At 41.1% G+C, this 10,431-nt stretch carries 9 protein-coding genes; all 9 read left to right on the forward strand.

Annotation, left to right across the window (positions count from 1 at the left end; genetic code table 11):
* The first annotated feature begins 106 nt into the window (after positions 1 to 106).
* Genes ACFINU_RS08415 through ACFINU_RS08455 form a run of 9 tightly spaced genes read left to right on the forward strand, consistent with a single transcriptional unit; the run spans position 107 to position 10,266 of the window.
* The gene (locus ACFINU_RS08415; RefSeq protein ID WP_375618768.1) at positions 107 to 1,564 is read left to right on the forward strand and encodes a hypothetical protein; all 1,458 of its coding nucleotides are present in this window, start codon (positions 107 to 109) and stop codon (positions 1,562 to 1,564) included.
* Positions 1,564 to 1,989 (forward strand): hypothetical protein, encoded by a 426-nt coding sequence (locus ACFINU_RS08420; RefSeq protein WP_375618767.1) that lies wholly within the window; start codon positions 1,564 to 1,566, stop codon positions 1,987 to 1,989. Before ACFINU_RS08415 ends, ACFINU_RS08420 begins: the two co-directional genes overlap by 1 nt.
* 1 nt (position 1,990) lies before the next feature.
* Positions 1,991 to 2,839: a hypothetical protein gene (locus ACFINU_RS08425; protein ID WP_375618766.1), complete on the forward strand. Its 849-nt coding sequence runs from the start codon at positions 1,991 to 1,993 to the stop codon at positions 2,837 to 2,839.
* A gap of 45 nt (positions 2,840 to 2,884) precedes the next feature.
* Positions 2,885 to 4,195 (forward strand): hypothetical protein, encoded by a 1,311-nt coding sequence (locus tag ACFINU_RS08430; RefSeq protein ID WP_375618765.1) that lies wholly within the window; start codon positions 2,885 to 2,887, stop codon positions 4,193 to 4,195.
* Between the two features lie 13 nt (positions 4,196 to 4,208).
* On the forward strand, positions 4,209 to 6,398 hold the full coding sequence (locus ACFINU_RS08435; RefSeq protein WP_375618764.1) for a hypothetical protein: 2,190 nt from the start codon (positions 4,209 to 4,211) through the stop codon (positions 6,396 to 6,398).
* A gap of 37 nt (positions 6,399 to 6,435) precedes the next feature.
* Positions 6,436 to 7,089, forward strand: coding sequence for a transglycosylase SLT domain-containing protein (locus ACFINU_RS08440; protein ID WP_375618763.1), 654 nt, complete (start codon positions 6,436 to 6,438; stop codon positions 7,087 to 7,089).
* A 12-nt stretch (positions 7,090 to 7,101) separates the two neighbouring features.
* On the forward strand, positions 7,102 to 8,103 hold the full coding sequence (locus tag ACFINU_RS08445; RefSeq protein WP_375618762.1) for a phage tail protein: 1,002 nt from the start codon (positions 7,102 to 7,104) through the stop codon (positions 8,101 to 8,103).
* A gap of 8 nt (positions 8,104 to 8,111) precedes the next feature.
* Positions 8,112 to 9,125, forward strand: coding sequence for a phage tail protein (locus ACFINU_RS08450; protein ID WP_375618761.1), 1,014 nt, complete (start codon positions 8,112 to 8,114; stop codon positions 9,123 to 9,125).
* Between the two features lie 7 nt (positions 9,126 to 9,132).
* Positions 9,133 to 10,266, forward strand: a complete 1,134-nt coding sequence (locus ACFINU_RS08455) for a phage tail protein (RefSeq protein WP_375618760.1) — start codon at positions 9,133 to 9,135, stop codon at positions 10,264 to 10,266.
* Positions 10,267 to 10,431: the final 165 nt, after the last annotated feature.

Below are 10,431 nucleotides of genomic sequence, written 5' to 3' on the forward strand. Positions count from 1 at the left end.
TGTGCAACGGCAGCGTACAATGACTTTAACGAACAGTTGCATGAATTGCGTGCAGAGACGTCTCAACGTCATAACGTGACCAGAATAATACCAACGGATTTTTAAGATGGTTTATTTTCCAATCGCTGATTACAGACCAGATGTTTCGGTCGTCAACGGTAGCTTTACGGATACGCTTGTGAATGTTTTACCAGCAGATGGCGGTTACATACCCATGCCTAATGCAATGGTAGTGTCGCATGCTTTAGAAGAAAAGCCTTTGGGGTGCATAGCGTTTAGAAGTGGCAATGGTGTTAAGATAATTGTAGGAGGCAAACAAAAGCTTTACAGTTATGATAGTCAAACCAAGGGTTGGAAAGACATAAGCCAAAGTGGTGTGACCTATCATGCAAATGAAGAGAATAAATGGTCGTTTGCTCTTTTTAAAAACATGGTTATTGCGGTGAATAAAAATGATAAACCGCAAGTTTTCAAGGTCCTTAGTTCTGAACGGTTTGAAGATTTAGAAGGCAATCCACCGAAAGCAGGATTGGTCAAAGTTTGGGGACCCTTTGTTTGTTTGATGCAATTGACAGATAATCCCAATCGCATCCATTGGTCTGGAGAAGGCGATGAAACTCTATGGGAGACTCAATATAATGTTAGTGGTTATATGGACTTCCAAGATGGAGAATACGTTCAGGGGGCAACAGAAACAACCAATCCCCTTATTTTTCTTCGTTCCGCTATTTATGCTGGTTCTTTGACGTTAGGTTCCAAAAGCCCGTTTGTTTTTCAAAAGATCCAAGACAAGCGTGGAGCGCGCAGTGCAGCCTCTATAGCGTGTCGAGGGAGTGATGCTTTTTTTGCGAGTGATGGTGGCTTTTATCAGATCAGTGCTGATGGTCAACTTTTGCCGATAGGCTTTGAGAAGGTTGATAGAACGGTTTTTAAAACTTTTGATAAATTTGCTCTTGATGAGATGCAAGGAGTGATAGATCCCATTGATAACCGGATTTACTGGTCCTTAAAAAGAGGCAATAACGAGCAAACGACCTTTGTTTATGATTGGGGCTTGCAGAAATGGTCGACGCTACAGGGAAAACTTTTCACGTTGTTTCCAGTATTTACGACAGGTTATACTTTAGAACAGTTAGATGAGATTTCAATCAATCTTGAGGCATTGCCGGCTTCTTTAGACAGCCCTCGTTGGCAAAGTGGCGCGCCAATGCTTGGTGCTTTTGATGATAACAATCGGCTTGTTATGTTTACGGGAGCACCAATGGAGGCAACGGTTGTTTCACAAGAAATGGGAGCACCAGATGGAAGTTTTAACTTTATCACGAAAGTATTTGCCGAAGTTGATACGACGCAAGGTCTTTTAAGCATAGGAGAGCGTCGGCTTCGCAATCATCAGACACCGATTACATGGCACCAAGAGAGGGCATGTTCATATGTCACGGGCGCTTATCATGGTCGTTCGCGCAATCGTTATCACCGCTTTAAATTGCGTATTCCTGAAGGCGTTCATTGGAACCATAACACAGGGTTTAATGTGGATTTACGTCCTTTAGGCAGAGGATAATGGCAAAAGTTTTTTTGACCACGTCTTGGGATATGGAGCGTATAGCGCCTTATCTGGAAGACATCATTGCGTCGTTTCGCGAGTATGTGGAGCGTTTCAAACATGAAATCACGTTGCAAGAGCTCCTTGAAGCGATTTGCAGTGGCAAGAAACAGTTATGGCTTGTTTTGGATGATGACGAGCGCTTTTTAGCGGCATTCACGACCCAGATACAGCAGACAGTTTTAGGAAAGAAGCGCGCACTGATTTGTGAATGTAGTGGCAAGGGCGTTCTTGATCAAATTGATAATTTGACATTTGTAGAGGATTGGGCGCGTGAGAATGGCGCTTCTGAAATGGAGATCTTGGGTCGTTTGGGATGGAAACGTGCACTGAACAAACAAGGTTATGGCATAACGATGCTTTATTATAAGAAGGAATTGTGACATGGGGAGCAGTAGACCAGCAACGACAGAACAGAAGCAGGTACAAACAAGCGCCCCTCCCGTTTGGATGCAGAATGTCTTTAAGCGTGGGGGTGCAGATGCGTATAACATGTATGACACAGGGATGGGTGGTAATGTGTATGGGGGACCTCGTGTTGCACCTTTAAGTGCTCCAACTTATCAAGCAATTGGAGGTCTTGGAGCTATTCCTCATCAGTATCAGAATTATATGAATCATTTGATGAATACTCCAACATCGTCTGCGAGAAACCTTAACTGGATTGCATCTGGTGGTTTGATGGGACCGAATTCTCAATTTGATGAGGAACTTAAAGAGGGCTTAAGTGAAATAAGAAATAGTATTAATCGACAGTTTTTAGGTAGTGGTCTTTATGGCTCTAGTGCGCATAACAATGAGTTACAGAGGGGGCTTAATGATGAATTAGCTCGTATCAAGTATCGCCAGCGTGATAGAGATTTACAGCATATGATGCAAGCCAATTCGATGATTGATCAACTGAATGAGAACCGCTTAGGCATGGTCGGCAACTTATTCCCCTCTTATAATAATGCCTATTCGAATATGTTGCAGGGGTCATCTGTTCTTAATGACTACAATCAACGCCTTGTTGATGCCAATAGAGAACGTTGGCTGGAACAAGACAATAGCGGCTGGAATAGGTTGAATATGCTTATGAACGCCGGTCATGGCTTTGCAAGAAATTACGGCACGACAATGAATAATGTGTCAGAATCTAAGATGCATGGTAACGACCCTTGGCAGAATGCTATGATGGTGCTTTTTGGATTAAAGAAGGCTGCGGAAAAGGCAGCAAATGCTGCCGTTTAGTTTGAATAATCTTAGAAAAAATAAATAGTTAAAAGGGGTAGTGTAATGGTTTTTATGAGTTTTGACCCGAAAAATAGAAGTTTGGCATTAAAACGAAAAAAAACGGGAACAGAGTTATTACAGGAAGGAATAGATGAAAGTCAAAGACTGGATAAAGATAGAAAATTACCATTTATTCCTCAAGTACCAGTTCTCCCTAGTATGATTTCTATAAATAATCCATATAATATAAGCTCCTTTTCTCCTGCTCCAATAGGCTCTATTTATCCTAATGAGGAAAATAAACCTTCGTTTCCAATTCCAAGAGAAAAAATTCCACCTAGTGTAGGAAATCATGCATCTGTTGTAACAGAACCAGTGACACCACAAGAACAAAATTCTAAACCAGAACCTAGTTTTTGGGATAAACTTTCACGTTTTTCACAGTCTGATGTTAGTAAAAATATTGATGATTTTCTTATGGGGGCGATAACGGCTAGTCCAAATTCATCTGGATGGCAACTTTTTGCCAATGGGTTGAAGAGCTTGCATGAAGGCGATAAAAAAAGAGGGCAGATTAACCAGACTGTCGAATATCTAAAATCTAAAGGGTACAGTGAAGAAGAGGCGCGGTTCATGGCACGTAATCCTCAAATGCTTAATGGGTTGTTTACACAAGGAATGAATGCACGTTCTAGTTCTCAACAAATAGATAATACACCACCTAAATTTTCTCCTGATTACTATGGTTTTTTTAATCCTGAGACTAAACAGTGGGAAGCAAAGGTTATTAAAGGAAGTAAGACATATGAGGAAAAAAAAGAAAAGATTACAAAGCAAAAACAATTTTTTGAATCTGAATTAGTTAGTCAGAATACTAATATTAGGTTACTTGAGAATACAGAAAAACTAGTTCGATCTACATTAACTGGTACAAATATATTAGCACCAATGTTTTCAATATTATCTTCAACTGACGCTTCAATATTAAAGTCAAATATTGAAGCGGTTAAAAAGAATCTTGCACGTGATACTTTGGAGGAAATGAAACAGAAGTCACCAAATGGAGCGTCAGGGTATGGAAATATGAATATACAAGAATTTACATCATTACAGACCCGTTTGGGAAATTTAGATACAAACCTGAGGCGAGATATATTGTTAGAAGAAATTATAGCTGTAAAAGAGGCAGTGTTGAAGGCAAGGAGTAATACACAAAAACTTTTAAATAATTGGAACACTGAATATAAGGATTTTCTATCATTGCCTATTTTACCTATTTCACAATTTACACATGTAAAAAATAAAGATGATGAGGATAGATTGTCTAAAGGTGAAATCTTTGTAGATGACGGTGGTTACATAAGAAACAAGTGAAAGAGAAATTGATATGGGATATGTACCTTATTCTCCTGTTATTGGCCATATTTCAGATAAAGACATAATGGAAAAAATTCAAGCGGTATTGTATAAAAATAGCAGCCAGCAGACGAGTAATTATACACCTTATTCTCCTATCATTGGTCATATTTCAGATAAAGATATAATGGAAAAAATTTGGAATGCACAAAATAGCTATACAGGGGTTACACAGCATCCAGAAGAAACACAAAAGTTAGAAGAAGAATATCCTACTGAAAATATTTCGATGTGGGATGCTCTCAGAAGCTCTACTGCAGAAGGACTTACAGCAAATTTTAGTGATGAGCTTCAAGGTTTGTTTTCCCACTTATCAGGAAGCAATTATGATGAGGCTGTAAAGAAGGCACGCGCTTATCAGAGGGCAGTACATAGAGCATATCCTTGGTTATCATTTGGTGGAAATTTTATAGGGTCTATTTTACCATTGATAGCGACGGGGGGAGTGCCGTTAATTGCGAGTAGGTTAGGTTTAGCAGCATTTGGAGCTAGAAAAGCTGGTTTGTTTCCCCGTCTTGTAGGTGAAGCAATAGGTATTCCAGGAAAAGATTTAGGTCTTAAAACAGCGGTGAGATCAGGTGCATTATCAGGAGCGTTATCAGGAGTTGGAAGTGGTGTAGGATGGGGAGATTCTATAGATAGTGGGATAAATAATGCTGCGATTGGAAGTGTAGCGTCTCCATTTCTCTCTATCGTAGGTTCTTTTGCTGGGAGAGGGTATAATGCTATCGGCAATGCAGGAAAGAAAGCTCCAGATGGTTTTTCTAAGAGAGATTTACGGAATATTGCTAGTTATGCATATCATTCGGGGATAGAAAACCTACCAGATACTCTTGCAAAAAGTGGTTCTGAAGCACGTCTTAGTGATATTATTCCAGGATTTAAAAATCATATTTATGGTATAGTTCAAAACAATAGGATGCTTCATGAGCAGCTTAATGAAGAGCTTGGTAAAAGAGCAGCTGGAATTTCAGGACGAATGGGCAAAGCTCTAGATGAAAACTTTATCAAAAGAAAGGGAAGTGGAGATCTTGAAGATGCTTTAGAAGAGTCAGTAAACAAATCTACTTCGACTCTGGATGCAGGACAGCTTCAAAAAGCTTTTGATAATATAGGTAGTATAAAGTCACAACCATTATATGATACAGCATTAAGTACTGCTTTAAAGCCTGAACACCAAAAAAAGGTGCAACAGTTAATGGAGCATTCACATTTTAAGAAAGCTTACGAAGAAGCTACGCAAGATGTCAATAATCGAAAAATTACGGATGCGGCGTATGTACAAAAATATCCTGATTCTATAATGGATATTCTTCACCGAACCAAAGTAAAGATTAGCAATCAGATTCAACGTGATAATCTAAATGGTATAGACACTGCGGATCTTGTTTCACTTGAAAAGTATATTATAAAGTTGCTAGAGGACATTTCAGGGGATTATAAGACAGCAAGGGAGGTTTTTGCCTCTTATAAAGATCTCTCTAAAGCTATAAAAGAAGGATACGATTCTTTGAGTTCTTCTGTTTCTATCAATGAGGCTCTGAATAAAAGAAATCTATATCAAAGTAAAGGTAAAGTGTCATCTGTTGGTGATAGAGCTCCGTCATTCGAAGATGCTTATAAATTAGGCGCAAGAAGTAAGATTGATGATGAAATGTTCAATTCTAGCGATAAGTTAGAATATTATAAAAATCTTTTCAACACAGACAGCTATGTAGAAAAACTAAAATCTTTTTTTGGTGAAGATGCTGTAAAGAGACTAAAGGACGCTTTTGAGTACGAACAGTTGTATAATAAAACCTATAAGGGAATTCCAGAGCTAAGAGATAGAGCACGCCCAAAACTTTTTCAAGGGTTTAAAGAATATAAAGATATTGGGCAATTTCCGCATGCTGTTGTAAGAATACTAAGAAATGCACACAGGATGACAACAAGCCAGAAAAATCTCAAAGCTCTCCAGAAACTAGATAAAAAAATGCTAGAGCTCGATTCTTTAAAAGTAGGGGGATATAATAACAAACAAGTAGCAAAAATTATTCAAGATTTCATTAATGATTATGAAAAAGGACTTGTAAACAATGATATTGCAAAACGCTTTCATGCTTCTTTATCTCGATTAATGTGGGGAATGATGACAGCGGGATCTAGGAATTCTGAGTAATGCAATAGTGATATCAACAATGGGGAAAGCTAACAAAATGACTAGCTATTATAGTCCTTCAGTTGATCAAGCGATACGGCAAACGGCAGCACGTTATGGCTTGCCAGAGAGTTATTTGTACCGTGTTGCGCAAGTGGAAAGTGGCGGCAATCCGAATGCAAGAAATCCCCGTTCTTCGGCGGGTGGATTGTATCAATTTATAGACAGCACCGCCAAGCAATATGGTTTGCAGGATAGGTTTGATCCCATGCAAGCGGCAGATGCCATGGGGCGGTTGACGCTTGATAATCGCAATCATTTAAGCCGCCTTTTGGGAAGAGCGCCTAGTGAAGCGGAGTTGTATTTAGCCCATCAACAAGGAGCAGGAGGAGCCGCGCGGCTTCTTCAAAATCCCCATGCCAATGCGGCGCAAATTGTTGGGAGCAATGCGGTTGGCTTGAATGGTGGAAACAACGCTATGCGTGCAAGTGATTTTGTAAACCGTGTATTACAGATGTATGGTGGGCAGCCTCATAGAGCAAGTCCTATAGCGCATGGTGGCATTAGAAATAGAGACAACTTGTTAGAGGTTTTACGGGCATTATTAGTATCACAAGAAGAGTCTTCGGAAGAAGAAGAGAGTGATGAAGATGATAATCCTTTGATGACGCCATTCATGCGGGCGTTTTACGGACCGTTTTACAGAAGCTAGGATTCACGAGAAATGTCAACGATTTATGATTGGTCGCTTAGAGCGTCGGATAATACGCGCGTGGATAATTTAATTGATTGGTCGGAAGGACAGCATCCTAGCAGTGTGAACACGAGCGCCCGTGTGATGATGCAGCGCATAAAGGAATACTTGTCAGACACGGGTGGAGAGCTTGAAGGCATTGTTACAAATGATCATGTCCAACAAACGAGTGTGATAAGACTTGCAAGCACTTCACAGTTTTTAGAGTATAAGAATGGTATCGTTTTGCGCTTTATGGCTATGGGTAAGAATGTTGGAGCGACCACGATTGTCTTAAATGCTTTAGATGGCAAGCCGGTTTATAAGGCAACGGAAACGGGTTTATCGCTTTTATCGGGAGGGGAAATCCAACAAGGGTGCATTTATACATTGTTTTATAATGGAGATCATTGGCATCTTGTTAATCCTACCCCACTCCCTTTAGTAGAAGAAAGCAGTCTTTATCCCACGGGTTTTATAGGAACGTTTGGAATGCGCGGGATTCCAAAGGATTGGTTAATTTGCGATGGGAAGGCTTATTTGCGTCGTGATTATGGTGATTTATTTGAGACGATAGGAACGGTTTGGGGAGAGGGGGATGGCGCCACGACATTTAATGTTCCCGATTTTCGAGGGATGTTTTTACGGGGGCTTGATGGAGGGCGCAATATTGATGAGGGGCGTTCTTTTGCAAGTGTGCAAACAGATTTAATCGAGTCGCATCAACATCAAGGACAGAGCCTTTCGATGTCTCATTTTACCAGCAACGAAAATTTTTGGGATGGGAATACGACGGATGTGTTGGGCTATCGTCTAGGCTTGTTTGGGGGGAGCTCTCTAGCGAATTTTATGGGCATAGAGCGTGAGAATTTAGGGGGCTATATTGTAAGTTCTCATACTCTTGATGAGAACCAAGAGGTTGTTTTGGAGAGCACTGGTGAAGGCGAGACGCGTCCAGTAAATGTGAGTGTTCTGTTTGCGATTAAGACATGAGGTGTAAGATGTCGACGATCTATGATTGGTCTTTAAATGCCTCCTTGAATGCCTATTGTGATGATTTGATTGATTGGTCAAAAGGACAACGTCCTAGTAGTCTGAATAATAGTGCTCGTGTGATGATGCAGCGTGTGCGTGAATATTTATCGGATACGAGTGGTGTGATTGAAAGCACTTTTACGGTTGATGCTGAACACCAGACGACGTTGATAAGACTTCAAAGCCAATCGCAATTTTTAGAGTATAAGAATGGGATATCAATTTGTTTTAAAGCGAAGGGCAAGAATATTGGGGAAACCGCAATTGCCTTGAATGATTTGGCGGCTAAACCTGTTTACAAGGCGACGGAATTAGGCATTCGTGTTTTATCTGGGGGCGAGCTTCAAAGGGGATGCATTTATAGCTTGGTTTATAGGGATCATGCTTGGCAAGTTTTAAATCCTACGCCTCTCTCTTTATCACAAGAGCCGGTTATTCCCGTTTATCCACCAGGGACGATAGGGATTTTTGGGATGCAAGTTTTGCCAGATGGCTGGTTACCATGTGATGGGAAGGCTTATTTGCGTAGTGATTATCCTGCTCTTTATGAAGCGATAGGGATCAGGTGGGGAGGCGCTGATAGTTGGACGAAGTTTAATGTTCCCGATTTGCGTGGTGTTTTTTTACGAGGTGTTGATGATGACCGCGAGATAGACCGCTTTCGTTATCTTGGCACTTTACAAAATGACGCAATGAGAAAGCATGACCATGGGGGTCAATCCTTTACGATTTTGAATGATGAAAATCAGGAAGAGAGTTGGCATGGTGATATGACGATCATCTGGGGATATGTGTTGAATGACCAGCAAAGGTTGAAGCTTGCTGAACGTTTGGGCGTGAGGGCAGAGGATATACGCGTGCACCATAAGCTCGCCTTTCCCCATTCCCACCTTCATATGCGCGATGTTGCATTGGCAAGTTCAGGTGTAAGTGAGACGCGCCCGATTAATATGAGTGTTGTGTTTGGAATCAAGACGTGAGGTTTAGATGTCCACGATTTATGATTGGTCTTTAACGGCATCTGAGAATGGTGGTGCTGATGCTTTAATTAATTGGTCAGAGGGACAGCACCCTAACACGGTTAATAATAGTGCTCGTTTTATGATGCAACGGGTAAGTGAGTATTTATCGGATACGGGGGGTGTGCTTGAAGGGATTGTGACGGTTGATGATCAACAAAAGACGAGCGTGATAAGGCTTCTAAGCCAATCGGCATTTTTAGAGTATAAGAATGGCATATCGGTTTGTTTTAAAGCGAAGGGCAAGAATGTTGGGGCGACAACAATTGCTTTAAATAATTTAGCTGGTAAGCCCGTTTATAAGGCGACAGAAACCGGTTTATTAGCCTTATCGGGAGGAGAGATACAAGATGGCTGTCTTTATACGCTTGTGTATGATGAAGAGCTTACGGGTTGGCAAGTTCTCAATCCGACAAGGGGCAAAGTTTCTTCCTTAAAACGTTTACCTTCCGGTCTGATAGGACCGTTTGCAATGGAGCGCTTGCCAGATGGTTGGTTGCCATGTGATGGGAAGGCTTATTCGCGAAGAACGTATAGAGCCTTGTTTGAAGTAATAGGGACGACGTGGGGAGAAGGGGATGGCGCCACGACGTTTAATGTTCCCGATTTTCGAGGAATGTTTTTACGGGGACTTGATAATGAACGCAATTTAGACCCTTGGCGTTCTTTTGCAAGTATACAACCCTGTTCTTTAAAAGCGCATGAACATTTTATAGGTCCCGCGTCATCAGAAGGTCTTTCTTCTCGAAAGAAACGGGATGTTTCTTCTACTGAAGCGCGCGTGACAAGGCGCAAGAGAGCTATAGACGAAGAGTGTGTAGGTTTGAGTGGGGATGCTTTGGACAAGTGTAATCAAGAATTTGACCAAATAGCAGGAAGTCCACAGGTAGAGACTCCCTTTTGGTTTACAGAAAAAGACAAGCCGCCGCGTTTACCTTGGTTTATCAGGAGTTCCTTTGCTAATTTTTTATATTATTCAACGCCTATAACAGACGGTCTGAATGACAGAGAGCATCATGAACATCATCTCATGGCAGAGAGGGTTGGTGGTGTTGAAACGCGCCCCGTTAATGTGAGTGTAATTTATGGGATCAAGACATGAGGAGTTGAAATGTCATTAAAACCGTTTGCGATATCAGAGCTTAGCGACCCGTCTCAAGTACGGGTCGTTTTGTATTCGGGGGGAGGTTTTGTGCATGCGCCGCTTACTGGCGTTTTTGATTTACTGAAAGCCGCATTGAAAACAGAGCTTGATGGTTCACTGAAA

The sequence above is a fragment of the Bartonella sp. AC130YNZD genome (assembly GCF_042196865.1).
Classification (GTDB): domain Bacteria; phylum Pseudomonadota; class Alphaproteobacteria; order Rhizobiales; family Rhizobiaceae; genus Bartonella.